We start from the raw sequence: 15197 nt of genomic DNA, 5'->3' as shown, positions 1-15197 counted from the left end.
GCTCCTCGGACTCGAGGACGCCATCTCCCTCGGCCTGTGCGGACCCACCCACGACGCCGACTCGTGGACCTTCGACCTCGACCCCGGCGGTGTCGATCCGGTGCTCGGCATCCCCCGCCTCAAGGACGCCTACGACAAGCGTTTCCCCGGCTACCCCAAGGGCATCACCGTGCCCGCGATCGTGGACATCCCGACCGGCGAGGTCGTCACCAACGACTTCCCGCAGATCACCATCGACTTCGAACTCGAGTGGACCGATCACCACCGCGACGGCGCACCGCAGCTCTACCCCGAGCATCTGCGCGACGAGATCGACGCCGTCAACAAAGGGGTGTACACCGAGGTCAACAACGGCGTCTACCGATGCGGTTTCGCCGGTAGTCAGGACTCCTACGACAAGGCCTACGCACGGCTGTTCACCAAGCTCGACGAGCTCTCCGAACGACTCGCGACACAGCGATACCTGGTGGGCGACACCATCACCGAAGCCGACGTGCGACTGTTCACCACCTTGGCGCGGTTCGACGCCGTCTATCACGGCCACTTCAAGTGCAATCGGACCAAACTCGCCGAGATGCCCGTGCTGTGGGCCTATGCCCGCGACCTCTTCCAGACCCCGGGCTTCGGCGACACCACCGATTTCACCCAGATCAAGCAGCACTACTACATCGTCCACCGCGACATCAATCCCACCGGGATCGTTCCGCAGGGCCCCGACCTGCGCAATTGGCTGACCCCGCACCACCGCGAGGAGCTCGGCGGCGCCCCGTTCGGCGACGGCACCCCGCCACCACCCCCGCGTCCCGCCGAGGTCGTCCCCGCCGAGCACTGGGTGCCGACGTCATGAGCGAGAAGACGACTCCCGCGTCCGGGCGGTCGGTGGAGTTCACCGGCAACATGCTCGACAAGGCGCAGCGGCTGCAGGCACCCGCTGTCGCCAAGTATGTTCGGGCGCTTCGGGAGAAGCATCCCGACGACTCCCCCGCCCAGATCATCACCCGCCTGGAGAAGCGCTATCTCACCGCGGTCACCGGGTCCGGGTCGGCGGTCGGCGCGACCGCCGCGGTCCCCGGCGTCGGCACGTTCACCGCACTGGGCGCGATGACCGGTGAGACAGCGCTGTTCCTCGAGGCGTCGGCGCTGCTGGCACTCGCGATCGCCGAGGTGCACGGCATCGGGGTGCATGAGAGCGAACGTCGTAAGACGCTGGTCCTGACCGTCGCCCTCGGCGAGGAGGGCCTGAGCATCCTCGGCCGTGTCGTCGGAACGCAGGGTGGCGCCCTACGCCGACTCGGGCGCGCCTCGGCCCCGAGTGGCGCCTTCGCGAAACTCAACAAGAACCTGATGAACCGGATCGCCAAGAAGTACGCACTCAAACGCGCTCCGTTGGTGATCGGCCGCCTCCTCCCCGCGGGTATCGGGGCGGTCATCGGCGGAGCGGGTAACCGGGTGCTGGGCAGGCGGGTGATCGCCAATGCGCGCGAGGCCTTCGGTCCCCCACCACAGCACTGGACGCTCGACGGCACCGTTGTCTCCGACCCCTGGTTGCCCCGCGGCAACCCGTGACCGCCTCGACCCGCTGGACCCAGGTCGATCCACCCGCCACCGGGCCGGTCGTTCCGGAAGCCGGCTCACCCGACGACGGTGGACGCGGCTGGGTGCGCCGTCTGACCGCCGAATGCGTGCAGTACCGCCGGCTCGTGATGGTGACGTTGACGGTCACCCTGGTGGCGGTTGGCGTCGACCTGGTCGCGCCATTGCTCGCGCGCGCGGCCCTCGACCGCGCCACCGGCATCCCCGGTTCGTGGACCATCCCGACGATCGTGGTCGCGATGATCGGCCTCGCGATCGTGCGGTATTTCTGCCAGTTCGGTCGCCGGCTGACCGCGGGTCAGCTGTCGATTTCGGTGCAGAATGCGTTGCGGCTCAAGCTCTTACGTACCTTACTTCATCTCGACGGCGCCACCCAGACCGACATCCGTACCGGCCAGGTCGTTTCGCGGTCGATCTCGGATCTGCAGATCGTGCAGGGACTGCTGGCGATGGTGCCGCTCTCCGCCGGCGCCGCGGTCCAGGTGGTGATCGCGCTGGGCATCATGCTCTATCTCTCGCCACTGCTCACCGTGATCTCGCTGGCGATCCTGCCGATGGTGGCCGTGGTCGTGCTCACCACCCGCCGCCGATTGTTCGCGGCCACCTGGTCGGCGCAGCAGGCCGCCGCCGATGTGGCACAACACGTCGAGGAGACGGTCACCGGCGTCCGCGTCGTCAAGGGGTTCGGGCAGGAGACGCGCGCCGTCGATGAACTCGTCGGACTCGGACGCGATCTCTTCGCCAAGCGGCTGCGTGCGGGCAAGATCAACTCATACTTCACCCCGACCATGTCGGCGATCCCGCAACTCGGCCTGGTCGCGGTCATCGGTGTCGGTGGCTACCTCACCCTCAACGGGTCGATCACCGCGGGCACCTTCCTCGCGTTCGCGACCTACGTCACGACCATGACCACCCTCGCGCGACTGCTGACCAACGTGGTGGTCAGCGGTCAACTCGCCCGCGCCGCGGTGGAGCGGGTCTACGACGTCGTCGACGCACCCACCGACCCCGACGACGCGAACACCGCCGGTCTGCCCGACGGCCCGCTGGGACTGGAGTTGTCCGGTGTGGTGTTCGGCCACGACGACCGCACCGTCCTCGACGGTATCGATCTGCAGATCGCGCCGGGCGAATGCGTCGCCGTCGTCGGTCCGCCCGGATCGGGCAAGTCGACCCTCGCCGATCTCGTCAGCCGCCACCGACGCCCCGACCGCGGCACCATCGCGCTGCTGTCCGGACCGGATTCCTCGACGCGTCATCCGCTCTCCGAACTCTCTGCGGATGCCCTGCACTCGGCGGTGGGCGTCGTCTTCGACGAGCCATTCCTGTACTCGGACACCATTGCCACCAACATCACCCTCGGCGATCGTCCCGAGCAGTCCCCCACTCCCGGCTCCGGGCCGGTGGCGCCGCGCCTGCTCGCCGCCGCCCGGGACGCCGACGCCCTCGACTTCATCACCGCACTGCCCGACGGATTCGACACCGTCGTCGGCGAGCGCGGCCTCACCCTGTCCGGCGGGCAACGCCAGCGGGTGGCCCTGGCACGTGCGCTCTACGCCGACCCCCGCTTGCTCGTCCTCGACGATGCGACCTCGGCGGTCGACGCCTCCACCGAGTCACGCATCCTGCACCGTCTGCGTGACCGCTCCACCGACCGGCCCACCATGCTGGTGCTCGCGCACCGGCGGTCGACCCTCATGCTCGCCGATCGTGTCGCCGTCCTCGACGAGGGCCGTATCGTCGACGTGGGCACCGTCGCCGAGCTCGAAGAGCGCAGCCCGCGTTTCCGTGCGCTGATGTCGCCGGTCCAGTCGATCGCCGACGACGCCGCCGCAACGTTCACCCCGGCGCCGCCGCAACACACCGAGGACCTGTGGCCCGCCGATGCGCCTGCGCCGGAAGAGGATTCGACCACCCGCGCCGGGAGCGCCGCGCCGGCCGGTGGAACCGGGGGCCGTGGCGGTCGGGGCGCGGGGATCGCCGGCGCATTGGGTGCCATGCCCGCCACCCCGGCCCTGCTCGCCTCCGTCGCACGATTGCGGCCCGCCGACGAGGATCCGCGGGTCGACGTCGACGCGATGCGGGTGGAGAATCCGCATTTCTCGCTGTGGCAGATCCTGGCGCCGGTGCGCTGGCTGCTGGCCCTGGCCATCGTGGCGATCGGCGTGGACACCCTCACCGGGCTGGTCTTCCCGTCGTTGGCACGCACCGTCATCGACGCGGCCACCCACACCGACGAACGCACCCTGCTCATCGCGACCGGGATCGGCGTGGGCACCGTCGTGCTCGGCTGGTTCGCCGCCGCGGGCATGACGCTGTACTCGACCCGCGCGGGTGAACGAGTGCTGTTCGGCTTGCGTGTGCGCAGCTACGCGCACCTGCAGCGACTCGGCCTCGACTACTACGAGCGCGAGTTGTCCGGGCGCATCATGACGCGGATGACCACCGACGTCGACGCCCTCTCGACGTTTTTGCAGACCGGCCTGTCGACCGCGATCGTGGCGGTGCTGACGCTGGTCGGGGTCACCGTGGCGATGCTGTTCACCGACCTCGAACTCGGCGCGCTGATCCTGCCGGTGCTGCCGGTCCTGATCGTGGCGACCGTGGTCTTCCGTCGGATCGCCTCACGCGCCTACACGCGCTCCCGAGAACTGGTCAGTGCGGTCAACGCCGACTTCCAGGAGAACATCGCCGGCATCAAGACCACCCAGGCCTACCGCAACACCGCCCCGGCCACCCGCCGCTTCACCGGGCTGACGTTGGACTGGGTACGCGCGCGAATGACCTCGCAGCGGGCGATCTCGGTCTACTTCCCGTTCATCACGTTGTGCAGCGATCTGGCGACCGCGGCGACGATCGCGGTCGGCGCGCACCAGATCACGACGGGCGCGTTGTCGGCGGGCACCCTGGTCGCCTTCATCCTCTACTTGTCGCTGTTGTTCGGTCCTGTACAACAACTTTCACAGGTTTTCGACGGTTATCAGCAGGCGGTCGTCGGTCTGCGGCGCATCGCCGACCTCTTGCGTACCGAGACGACCGTCGCCGAACGCAGCGATGCCATCGATCCCGGGGTTGCACGGTTCACCGGTGACGCGCGCCTCGACGACGTCGCGTTCCGGTATTCGGGGGCGAGCGTCGATGCGCTCGGCGGCATCGACCTGCACATCCCCGCCGGCACCTCCCTGGCATTGGTGGGCCGTACCGGCGCCGGCAAGTCCACGATCGTGAAACTGCTCGCCCGGTTCTACGACCCCACCGACGGTGTCGTGCGGATGGACGGCACCGACATCCGCCGGTTCACGCTGCGCGGCTATCGCCGCCACATCGGCATCGTGCCGCAGGAACCGCACCTGTTCACCGGCACCGTCGCCGACAACATCGCCTACGGGCGGCCCGACGCCGACCACGAACAGATCGCCGCCGCCGCCGCCGCGGTCGGTGCCACGACGATGATCGCCGGTCTGCCGGGCGGCATGCGGCACCCGATCGGCGAGCGCGGGGCCGGACTGTCGTCCGGGCAGCGCCAGCTCATCGCGCTCGCGCGAGCCGAGCTCGTCGAACCCGACCTACTCCTGCTCGACGAGGCGACGGCCACCCTCGACCAGGCGACCGAGGCGATGGTGCTCGCCGCCGGCGACGCGGTGACCCGCAGCCGGACGTCGGTGATCGTCGCGCATCGCCTCGCGACCGCGGCGCGCGCCGATGTGATCGCGGTGGTCGACGGCGGCCGGATCGTGGAGATGGGAACACACGACGATCTGCTCACGTTGGGCGGTAGGTACCGCGCGTTCTGGGATGCCGGTGTCGACCCGGACGCCGACGGTATCGAACCTGCCGACGAACTCATCCGCTGAGTTCACCGGCGCCCGGCGGCGACCCGACGACGTGCGCCCTCGGTGAGGTGGGACTCACGACGTCCACAGCGTGGTGGGCGCGTACCATCGGCAGGTGGTTCACGACGATCTTCACAAGAGACTTTCGTCGTGACGTGGCGACCCGACACCTTCAGGGAATTGAGGCGAGAAACCGCTGTGAGCAGTTCGACATCCGAAACCGACTTCGGACAGAACGAATGGCTGGGCGAGGAAATGTACCAGCAGTACCAGAAGGATCCGAACTCGGTGGACCCGAGTTGGCACGACCTTCTGAAGAACTACACACCGAACGGTGGCGACACCGGCGCGAGCGGGTCGTCGAACGGGACGGGTGCCCGCGCCGCATCCGCGAACGGCGCCGCCGGCAACGGCTCGGCGTCCGCCCCGGCCCAGCCCAGCCCCACCAAGCCCAGCCCGACCAAGCCCAGCACTGCCAAGCCCAGCCCAGCCACGTCGACCGACTCCCAGCCCGCCCCGCAGCGCAAGCAGGGCGTGACCCTCGATCAGGGTCCCGAGCCGCGTGCGACGAGCACCCGCAAGACCCCCGCCCGCGAGGCGTCGGCGACCAAGGCCGCCTCCGGCCGCAGCGTCGCCAGCCGCGACGGGTCGTCGCAGTCGCAGAAGGATCGCCCCGCCAAGGAGCCGGTGGCCAAGCCCGCGGCGGCGGCGCCCGCGGCCACCGAGGACGAGACCAAGGTGTTGCGCGGACCGGCCGCCGCCATCGCCAAGAACATGGCGGCGTCGCTGCAGATCCCCACGGCCACCAGTGTTCGCGCCGTTCCGGCGAAGCTGATGATCGACAACCGCATCGTCATCAACAACCATCTCGCCCGCACCCGTGGCGGCAAGATCAGCTTCACCCACATCCTCGGCTACGCGATCGTGCAGGCGATCAAGTCGTTCCCGAACATGAATCGGCATTTCGCCGAGGTCGACGGCAAGCCGAACGTCGTCACCCCGGCCCACACCAACCTCGGCCTGGCCATCGACCTCGTCGGCAAGGATGGCAACCGCACGCTGGTGGTCGCCGCCATCAAGAAGTGCGAGACGATGGGGTTCGCCGAGTTCTACACCGGCTACCAGGACATCGTGCGGCGCGCCCGCGACGGCAAGCTCGGCGCGGAAGACTTTGCGGGCGTGACGGTTTCGCTCACCAACCCCGGCACCATCGGCACCGTGCACTCGGTGCCGCGGCTGATGAAGGGGCAGGGCGCGATCATCGGCGCCGGCGCGATGGAGTATCCGGCGGAGTTCCAGGGCGCCAGTGACGAACAGATCGCCGAGCTCGGCGTCGGCAAGCTGATGACGCTGACGTCCACCTACGATCACCGCATCATCCAGGGCGCGGAGTCCGGCGATTTCCTGCGCCGCATCCACGAGTTGCTCCTCGACGACGCGTTCTACGACGAGATCTTCACCGCCTTCCACATCCCCTACGAGCCGATCCGGTGGCGTCGGGACATCCCTGCGGGTGCGGTCGACAAGAACACCCGTGTGCTCGAGCTGATCGCGGCATACCGCAATCGCGGCCATCTGATGGCCGACATCGACCCGTTGATGATGGACAGCGATGCGCGGACCAGCCATCCCGACCTCGACATCCTCACCTACGGCCTGACGCTGTGGGACCTCGACCGCACGTTCAACGTCGGCGGCTTCCACGGGCAGCAGAAGATGAAGTTGCGCGATGTGCTGTCGATCCTGCGTGACGCCTACTGCCGCCACGTCGGTGTCGAGTACACCCACATCCTCGAACCCGATCAGCAGCGCTGGCTGCAGGAGCGGGTCGAGATCAAGCACGTCAAGCCCCCGGTGGCCGAGCAGAAGTACATCCTGTCCAAGCTCAACGCGGCCGAGGCCTTCGAGACGTTCCTGCAGACCAAGTACGTCGGGCAGAAACGCTTCTCGCTCGAGGGCGCGGAGTCGGTGATCCCGATGATGGACGCGGTGATCGACCAGAGCGCCGAGCACGGTCTCGGTGAGGTCGTCATCGGCATGCCGCACCGTGGTCGCCTCAATGTGCTGGCCAACATCGTCGGCAAGCCGTACTCGAAGATCTTCACCGAGTTCGAGGGCAATCTGAATCCGTCGCAGGCCCACGGTTCGGGCGATGTGAAGTATCACCTCGGTGCCGAGGGCAAGTACTACCAGATGTTCGGCGACAACGAGATCAACGTCTCGCTGACGGCCAACCCCAGTCATCTCGAGGCGGTCGACCCGGTACTCGAGGGTCTCGTGCGCGCCAAGCAGGATCAGCTCGACGAGGACCAGCAGTTCTCGATCCTGCCGCTGATGCTGCACGGCGACGCCGCATTCGCCGGCCAGGGCGTCGTGCCCGAGACGCTGAACCTGGCGATGCTGCCCGGCTACCGCACCGGTGGCACCGTGCACATCGTGGTCAACAATCAGGTGGGCTTCACCACCGCGCCCGAGCACTCACGGTCCTCGGAGTACTGCACCGACGTCGCGAAGATGATCGGTGCGCCGATCTTCCACGTCAACGGCGACGACCCGGAGGCCTGCGTGTGGGCCGCCAAGCTGGCCGTGGACTACCGCGAGACCTACCACAAGGACGTGGTGATCGACCTCGTCTGCTTCCGCCGTCGCGGCCACAATGAGGGCGACGACCCGTCGATGACCCAGCCAGCGATGTACGACGTGATCGACACCAAGCGCGGGGTCCGCAAGTCCTACACCGAGGCCCTCATCGGTCGTGGTGACATCTCCACCAAGGAGGCCGAGGACGCCCTGCGCGACTACCAGGGTCAGCTGGAGCGGGTGTTCAACGAGGTCAAGGAGCTCGAGAAGTTCCGTCCCGAACCGTCGGAGTCGGTCGAGGCCGATCAGCCGCTGCCGCAGAAGTTGGTGACCGCCGTCGACAAGTCGGTGCTCGCCGAGATCGGTGACGCGTTCTTCAACGTGCCCGAGGGCTTCGATCCGCATCCGCGTGTCAAGCCGGTGCTCAAGCGTCGTCATGAGATGTCCACCGAGGGTGGCATCGACTGGGCGTTCGCGGAGTTGCTCGCCTTCGGATCGCTGGTCATCGAGGGCCGTACGGTGCGCCTGTCCGGCCAGGACTCGCGTCGCGGCACCTTCACCCAGCGCCACTCGGTGCTGATCGACCGGGAGAACGGGTCGGAGTACACCCCGCTGAACCATCTGACACCGCGCGACGGTGAGTCCCTCGGCCGCTTCATGGTCTACGACTCGCCGTTGTCGGAGTTCGCGGTCGTCGGTTTCGAGTACGGCTACTCGGTGGGCAACCCGGACGCACTGGTCCTGTGGGAGGCGCAGTTCGGCGACTTCGTCAACGGCGCGCAGTCGATCATCGACGAATTCATCAGCTCCGGCGAGGCCAAGTGGGGCCAGCGCTCCGACGTGGTGCTGCTACTCCCCCACGGCCATGAGGGCCAGGGCCCCGACCACACCTCCGGTCGCATCGAGCGTTTCCTGCAGCTGTGCGCCGAGGGATCGATGACCGTGGCGCTGCCGTCGACGCCGGCGAGCTACTTCCACCTGCTGCGTCGTCACGTCCTCGACGGCATCAGCCGCCCGCTGATCGTCTTCACCCCGAAGTCGATGCTGCGCAACAAGGCTGCGGTGTCGCCGGTCGAGGACTTCACCGAGGACAAGTTCCGCTCGGTGATCGACGACCCGCACTTCGCCGCCAAGGGTTCCGACGCCGACCGCGACAAGGTCAAGCGCGTGCTGCTGGTCAGCGGCAAGCTGTATTACGAGCTCGCCGCGCGCCGTGAGAAGGACGAGCGGGACGACATCGCCATCGTGCGCGTCGAGCAGCTCTACCCGGTGCCGCATCGCCGGCTGCGCGACACCCTCGAGCGCTACCCGAACGCCGAGGACTTCGCATGGGTGCAGGAGGAGCCGGCCAACCAGGGCCCGTGGCCGTTCCTGGGTCTGTGGTTGCCCGAGTTGCTGCCGGACCTGCTCAAGGGTCTGCGCCGGCTGTCGCGGCGTCCGATGTCGGCGCCGTCGTCGGGGTCGAGCAAGGTTCATGCCGTCGAGCAGGCCGAGATCATCGACGGGGCTTTCGCCTGACGTTCTTCGAACCGCGAGAGGCCGTATCCGGGAATTTCCCGGGTACGGCCTCTTTGTCATCGCTGCCGTCTTTGTCATCGCTGCCGTCTTTGTCATCGCTGCCGTCTTTGTCACTGCCGTCGGGTTGCGGGCCTCGATAAGACCGGAGAGGGCCGTTGAAATCGAACAAACAGTACGAATCGTCTACCCTTGGTAGACTTGTATCGTAAGAAGAAACAGACGGGTGACACTGGCGCAACACTGCGCGAGTTTCCTATTGGTTGACAGAGCACCCCGCCAGTGGATTCCTCGACGGCATGGCTCTGCCAGGATCGCAGCTCTCCTCTCCGAAGGACTCCACCCCATGTCTCTCTCTTCCGATCACTCGGACGCGGCGCCGTCCGTGACAGCCGCCCTGACCGCCGACCACCACTCCACCGAAACCGCCGTCGCAGTCGTCGACGAGCGCCGACTGCTCAAGACCATGCATTGGTACGACGGCTTCGTGATGACGCTGTCCAACCCCGGTTTCATCATTGCCGGGATCGGCTACACGACCGGCCAGATCGGCGCCCTCGGTGCGCTCGCCTTCTGGCTCGGGTCGATGATCATCGCCGTGTTGCAGAACAAGATCTACACCGAACCGGCAACGATGTTCCCCGAGCACTCCGGCGGTATCGCGATGTACGCCTTCGAAGGATGGCGGTCACGGTTCAGCCTCGCCGGCCCCATGTCGGCCATCGGTTACTGGGCCGGATGGTCGTCGGTCCTGGCGATCTTCGGGCTCACCACCGGCAGTCTCGTTCAGGCCCAATGGTTTCCAAGCCAGACCTGGAGTGTCACCCACATCGTCCACCTCGATCTGCCCCGACTGATCGCGGTGGGCCTGATCATCGCGTTGTGGATCATCAATTCGCTGGGCGTCAAACCGATGAAGCTGATGGGCTACCTCACCGGCACACTCCTGTTCGTTCCGCTGATCCTGTTCATGATCGTCCCGTTCTTCCTGTCCGACTTCTCGTTCTCACACCTCTCCTGGGGGCTGCTCGGCGCTGCGGGCAGTCCTTGGGGTGCAGTACAACTCGGACTCGTCTGGCTCTACCTCAACGCGTGGTCGGCCTACGGGATCGAGGTGTGTGCGACATTCGCCCCGGAATACCACGACACCGAACGCGACACCCACAAGGCGCTGATCCGCTCGGCCATGTTCTGCCTCGGCGTCTATGCGCTCCTGCCCGTGGCACTCGGCGGCGTGGTGAGCCAGCAAGCGATGGCCGATGCACCCATGGGCTTCTACGCCGATCTCCTCCATCGCGAAATCGGTGGTGCCGCATCGAATGTCGTCATCATCTTCATGATCGGCAGCTTCCTGCTCGGGATGAACGCGGCGAGCGCCGGCGGCGCCCGCACCCTTTACGGCATGGCTCGCAGTGGCATGACGATCACGTGGTTCGACCACGTCAACAAACACAATGTGCCCAATCGCGGAATGTATGTCGACGTCGTCCTCAACATCTGCGCCGTGCTGCTGCTCCCGACAACGGTTGCGGTGCTCGCGGCGAGCAACATGGGCTACGTACTCTGCCACGTCTTCGCGCTGTCGGCGGTCCTGCTGCTACGCAGGGACCGCCCCGACCTGCCCCGCCCCATGCGGCTGTCAACCCCCTGGCTGTGGGTGGCCGCCGCACTGGCCCTCTTCAACTGCCTGCTGCTCGCGGTCGGCGCAACCTCGTTCTCGATGACCGGATACGGCGGAATCCGGGAGTTCATCGTCGGCCTGGCACTGTTGGTGCTCGGCTGCGCCCTCTACATCTACCGCCGTGTGGTGCAGGAACGCGCCCGGTTCACCGTGCGGGACCAGACGATGGACATCCCGGTCGTCACACAGGCCGCAGTTGCAGGCGCGACGGTGTCGAGGACCACAGGGGAAACGGCATGACCGCGACCGTCGGGCTGACCGTACGATGCTCCTGCGGAACCAGTACCGCACAGTTGATGAGCTCCGCATCGCCACGATGGTCCTGTCCCGACTGCGCCACGGGTTGGCACGCCGACGGAGTAAAGGCGGTTATCAACGGCGCCAACGAGTTACGCAGAATCCGGTTGTCGATCATGCTCGCGGCGGCAGCACTGCTCGTGGTCGCGGCGACGCTGATCGCGATCAACCCGCACTGGGGCCTGTGCGTCCCCGTCCTCGCCGGCGGGCTGGCACTTCTCGCCAGACCCACCTACCGGCGGCGGTTGACCAACGCACGCCGGCTGCTGGGTACGGCGATCACCCTCTCGCGCGAGTCGGCCCCCTCCTGACCTGTGCCGCGCAACGATCTCATCCGTCGGCACTCACAGCGAGCGCGGGAAGGGAGGTGGTGATCAGGGTGAGGAGCTCAGCCCGGGAAATCGGTGCGTCGGCGAGCCAATTGATCGTCACCTCCTCGACGAAGGCAATCCACCCGGCGACCGCCAACCGCACCGACGCGGTGCTCTCGATGCCGAGCCCGCCCGCGCGCTCGAGAATCCGCTCGACCATGACCGTCCGAGTCTGGTCGGTGACGGCTCGCATCGCCGGGTCGGCGCTGGCCGATCCGCGGATCAACGCCATGTACGCGGTTCGGTTCTCGGTGACGTAGTCGACGAACGCCGACATCGACGCTCCCAGGATCAGCAGCGGATCCCCCAGGGAGTCATCGGGTGCTGTGCAATCGAGCATCTCCTGCGCCTGGGCGCGCGCGATCGCCACATGAAAGTCCTGTTTGGACTCGAAATAATGGAACAGCAGGGCGCGCGACACCCCGGCCACCTCGGCGATGGCGTCGATGGACACCTGCTCCAGCGGTCGGTTGCCGACCATCTCGAGACCGAGTGCGATCAACTGGTCACGTCGCGCCGACGGACTCATGCGGGTACGACGGCCGGAAGTACCGGAACCCGAGGTACCCGGACTCGAGATGCTGGTCTTCGACGTGCTCACGGGGTACATCGTAGCTTATTGATTCTTGTTCAATAGCTATTGACGTTCGTTCAATAGCTCACTAAGCTCAGTCACCATGACAACGCATGATGTAGAGATCGCCATCGTCGGAGCCGGGTTCTCCGGCCTCGGCGCGGCCATCAAGCTCGCGCAGCGCGGCATCGACGATTACGTCATCCTCGACCGCGGCAGCGACTTCGGCGGCACCTGGCGCGACAACACCTACCCCGGCGCCGCCTGCGACGTGGCGTCGAACCTGTACTCGTACTCGTTCGCACCGAATCCCGAGTGGTCGCGCTCCTACTCCCATCAGCCGGAGATCCACCGCTACATCAACGCCGTCGCCGACGAGCACGGCGTACGCGCGAAGGCACGATTCGGCACCGAGGTCACCGAAGCCCGCTGGGATGAGGACACCGCCCACTGGATCGTCTCGACGGTCACCGACGGCGCCGAGAACACCTATCGCGCACGTCATCTCGTCGGTGCGGTCGGCCCGCTGTGCGAGCCGAACCTTCCCGACATCGACGGCATCGACTCGTTCGGCGGCACCATCATGCACTCGGCCCGCTGGGACGACTCGGTGGACTTCGCCGGCAAGCGCGTCGCGGTGATCGGCACCGGCGCCTCGGCGATCCAGATCGTTCCCGAATTGGCCAAGGTCGCCGGACATCTCGACGTCTATCAGCGCACCGCGCCGTGGATCGTTCCGCGCACCGAGCGTCCCTACACCCCGGTCGAGCGCTGGGCCTTCACGCACATTCCGGCCGTTCAAACCGCCTCACGGGCCGGCATCTACACCTTCAACGAGTTCATCGCCTTCGGCATGACGTATTCGCCGAAGGCACTCAAGCCGGTCGAAATGCTGGCCCGCGCCAACATCTTCCGCGGAATCCGCGACCCGCAACTGCGCAAGGCCGTCACCCCCGACTTCCAGATCGGCTGCAAGCGCATTCTGCGATCCAACACCTGGTACCCCGCCCTCGATCGCGCGAACGTCGATCTGGTCACCGATCCGATCACGCGGGTCACCGAGACCGGCATCGTCACCGCCGACGGCGCGGCCCACGACATCGACATCCTGGTGGTGGCGACCGGCTTCCACGTCACCGACTCCCCGGTCTTCTCCCACATCGTCGGCGTCGGTGGACGCAGCCTGGCGAATGTATGGGACGAGATCGGGATGCAGGGGTACAAGGGCTCATTCGTCCACGGTTTCCCGAACATGATGCTGATGATCGGTCCGTCGACCGGTCTGGGCCACACCTCGATGGTGTACATGATCGAGTCCCAGCTGAACTATCTGGTCGACTACATCGCCACCGTGCGCGCCCGCGGGGCGACGCGCGTGGAGGTGACCGAGGCCGCACAGCGCCGCTACAACGCCGGCATCGCCCACAAACTCCGCAACAGCGTCTGGGTCAACGGCGGATGCGCCTCCTGGTACAAGGACGTCCACGGCAACATCACCACGCTGTGGCCGGGGTTCACCTTCGACTTCCGGCGCGAGACAAGAAAGTTCGACGTGGCCGCCTACGACATCAGCCATGCCGCGAGCACCGTGCCCGCGCAACTCACCTCCGCTCCCACCGCCGGCGTCGGCGGCTGAACAACTCCCACCACACGAAAGAAGGTATTCATGAAGGACTTTCGCGACAAGGTCGTCGTCGTCACCGGCGCGGGCTCGGGTATGGGCCGCGACCTCGCGGTCAAGCTCTCCCGTCTCGGCGCGAAACTGGCCATCTCCGATGTGAATCCGGACGGGCTCGCGGTCACCGAGCGACTGATCACCGAGGCCGGCGGCGAGGTGCACTCGCAGATCCTCAACGTCGCCGAGCGCGAGGCGGTCCTTGACTACGCCGAGACCGTCGTCGCCCACTACGGCCGGGTCAACGTCATCTTCAACAACGCCGGGATCGCCCACCACGGCGAGATCGAACGCACCGAGTTCAAGGACATCGAGCGCGTCGTCGACGTCGACTTCTGGGGAGTGGTCAACGGCACCAAGGCTTTCCTGCCGCACATCATCGCCTCCGGTGACGGCCACATCGTCAACACCTCATCGCTGTTCGGCCTCCTCTCCGAGCCCGGTCAGGCCGCGTACAACGCCGCGAAGTTCGCCGTCCGGGGATTCACCGAGGCGCTGAACCAGGAGATGATCGTCGCCAAGCACCCGGTCAAGGTGTCGTGTGTGCACCCGGGCGGCATCAAGACCGCGATCGCCCGCAACGCGACCGTCTCCGGCGATCACGACGCCACCGCGACGGCCAACTTCTTCGATCGTTACCTCGCCCGCATGACCTCCGAGGACGCCGCCGACGTCATCATCAACGGCGTCCGCAAGAATAAGACGCGCATCCTGGTCGGCGCCGACGCCAAGTTCCTCGACCTGTGGGTACGAGTGGTCGCCTCGAAGTACCAGTGGGTCATGGCCAAGGGCACCGCACTGGCACTGACCCGGGCCAAGTAGACACCCTCAGATCCGGTGCTCGTCAGATCTGGTGCTCGTTGAGCCAATCGGCCGCCAGATCCGCCGGGTGCGCGCCGGCGCGGACCTTGCCGGCGAGTGTGGCGAGGTCGGCGGTGGTGATCTCGCCGGCCACCCGATTGACGGCCTTCACCTGATCGCGGGTCAGCGCCGCGGTCCGATACACGGGCACGAGTGTCTCGGGTTGCGGTCCGATGCCCCGGCCCGCCGAGCCGGCCGGGGCGGGGAACGCCTCGAC

At 66.8% G+C, this 15197-nt stretch carries 10 protein-coding genes; 8 read left to right on the top strand and 2 right to left on the bottom strand.

Annotated elements, in window-relative coordinates:
- The 6 genes from B1964_RS06990 to B1964_RS06965 form a co-directional block, all read left to right on the top strand.
- Positions 1 to 847 (top strand): glutathione S-transferase C-terminal domain-containing protein (locus B1964_RS06990; protein ID WP_079929329.1); only part of this gene is annotated, 847 nt, incomplete at its 5' end.
- Positions 844 to 1566 carry a hypothetical protein gene (locus B1964_RS06985; protein WP_006368552.1) on the top strand — a complete coding sequence of 241 codons (723 nt, stop codon included), beginning with the start codon at positions 844 to 846 and terminating at the stop codon, positions 1564 to 1566. The genes B1964_RS06990 and B1964_RS06985, both read left to right, overlap by 4 nt.
- Entirely contained in the window at positions 1563 to 5447 is a 3885-nt protein-coding gene (locus B1964_RS06980; protein ID WP_079929328.1) for an ABC transporter ATP-binding protein, read from the top strand. Before B1964_RS06985 ends, B1964_RS06980 begins: the two co-directional genes overlap by 4 nt.
- Before the next feature lie 177 nt (positions 5448 to 5624).
- Positions 5625 to 9524 (top strand): multifunctional oxoglutarate decarboxylase/oxoglutarate dehydrogenase thiamine pyrophosphate-binding subunit/dihydrolipoyllysine-residue succinyltransferase subunit, encoded by a 3900-nt coding sequence (locus B1964_RS06975; RefSeq protein WP_079929327.1) that lies wholly within the window; start codon positions 5625 to 5627, stop codon positions 9522 to 9524.
- Positions 9525 to 9867: 343 nt separating this feature from the next.
- Entirely contained in the window at positions 9868 to 11442 is a 1575-nt protein-coding gene (locus tag B1964_RS06970; protein ID WP_079929326.1) for an APC family permease, read from the top strand.
- Positions 11443 to 11498: 56 nt separating this feature from the next.
- The gene (locus B1964_RS06965; RefSeq protein WP_139765651.1) at positions 11499 to 11810 is read left to right on the top strand and encodes a hypothetical protein; all 312 of its coding nucleotides are present in this window, start codon (positions 11499 to 11501) and stop codon (positions 11808 to 11810) included.
- A 19-nt stretch (positions 11811 to 11829) separates the two neighbouring features.
- On the opposite strand, the gene B1964_RS06960 is transcribed toward B1964_RS06965, so the two are convergent.
- Positions 11830 to 12399: a TetR/AcrR family transcriptional regulator gene (locus tag B1964_RS06960; protein ID WP_172398772.1), complete on the bottom strand. Its 570-nt coding sequence runs from the start codon at positions 12397 to 12399 to the stop codon at positions 11830 to 11832.
- A gap of 148 nt (positions 12400 to 12547) precedes the next feature.
- Here B1964_RS06960 and B1964_RS06955 point away from each other — a divergent pair, with 148 nt between their 5' ends.
- Together B1964_RS06955 and B1964_RS06950 are read left to right on the top strand one after the other, a co-directional pair.
- The gene (locus B1964_RS06955) at positions 12548 to 14080 is read left to right on the top strand and encodes an NAD(P)/FAD-dependent oxidoreductase (RefSeq protein WP_079929323.1); all 1533 of its coding nucleotides are present in this window, start codon (positions 12548 to 12550) and stop codon (positions 14078 to 14080) included.
- Between the two features lie 30 nt (positions 14081 to 14110).
- A complete protein-coding gene (locus B1964_RS06950) occupies positions 14111 to 14941 on the top strand; it encodes an SDR family oxidoreductase (protein WP_079929322.1) in 831 nt (276 codons plus the stop codon).
- 22 nt (positions 14942 to 14963) lie between these two features.
- Here the strand turns inward: B1964_RS06950 and B1964_RS06945 are convergent.
- On the bottom strand, positions 14964 to 15197 hold a 234-nt coding region (locus B1964_RS06945), incomplete at its 5' end, for a glycine betaine ABC transporter substrate-binding protein (protein WP_290440681.1).

Source organism: Gordonia sp. i37, assembly GCF_002043085.1.
Taxonomy (GTDB): domain Bacteria; phylum Actinomycetota; class Actinomycetes; order Mycobacteriales; family Mycobacteriaceae; genus Gordonia; species Gordonia polyisoprenivorans.
This window is presented reverse-complemented; position numbering and strand designations above follow the sequence as displayed.

Coding starts and splice junctions, on each gene's coding strand:
- B1964_RS06950 (WP_079929322.1), top strand. CDS start 14,111: ATGAAGGACTTTCGCGACAAGGTCGTCGTCGTCACCGGCGCGGGCTCG.
- B1964_RS06955 (WP_079929323.1), top strand. CDS start 12,548: ATGACAACGCATGATGTAGAGATCGCCATCGTCGGAGCCGGGTTCTCC.
- B1964_RS06965 (WP_139765651.1), top strand. CDS start 11,499: ATGAGCTCCGCATCGCCACGATGGTCCTGTCCCGACTGCGCCACGGGT.
- B1964_RS06960 (WP_172398772.1), bottom strand. CDS start 12,399: ATGAGTCCGTCGGCGCGACGTGACCAGTTGATCGCACTCGGTCTCGAG.
- B1964_RS06985 (WP_006368552.1), top strand. CDS start 844: ATGAGCGAGAAGACGACTCCCGCGTCCGGGCGGTCGGTGGAGTTCACC.
- B1964_RS06970 (WP_079929326.1), top strand. CDS start 9,868: ATGTCTCTCTCTTCCGATCACTCGGACGCGGCGCCGTCCGTGACAGCC.